The organism is Vibrio sp. HI00D65, assembly GCF_001635455.1.
In the GTDB taxonomy this organism is placed as follows: Bacteria; Pseudomonadota; Gammaproteobacteria; order Enterobacterales; family Vibrionaceae; genus Vibrio.
Genome location: NZ_LWEH01000568.1, coordinates 1 through 443, shown reverse-complemented (window position 1 = coordinate 443; position 443 = coordinate 1). Strand labels below are relative to the sequence as shown.

General features: G+C 51.7%; 1 rRNA gene. It reads right to left on the bottom strand.

Annotated features, from left to right (window positions below):
• Positions 1–443: ribosomal RNA gene (locus tag A3712_RS23885) — 23S ribosomal RNA — on the bottom strand; the annotation flags it as partial.

Below are 443 nucleotides of genomic sequence, written 5' to 3'. Positions count from 1 at the left end.
CACTGATAAGAGCGTACCTTCTCCCGAAGTTACGGTACCATTTTGCCTAGTTCCTTCACCCGAGTTCTCTCAAGCGCCTTGGTATTCTCTACCCGACCACCTGTGTCGGTTTGGGGTACGATTCCTTACAATCTGAAGCTTAGAGGCTTTTCCTGGAAGCATGGCATCAATGACTTCACTACCGTAGTAGCTCGACATCGTATCTCAGCGTTATGAAAGTCCGGATTTACCTAAACTTTCCGCCTACGTACTTGAACCTGGACAACCGTCGCCAGGCCCACCTAGCCTTCTCCGTCCCCCCATCGCAATTGTAAGAAGTACGGGAATATTAACCCGTTTCCCATCGACTACGCCTTTCGGCCTCGCCTTAGGGGTCGACTTACCCTGCCCCGATTAACGTTGGACAGGAACCCTTGGTCTTCCGGCGAGGGAGTTTTTCACTC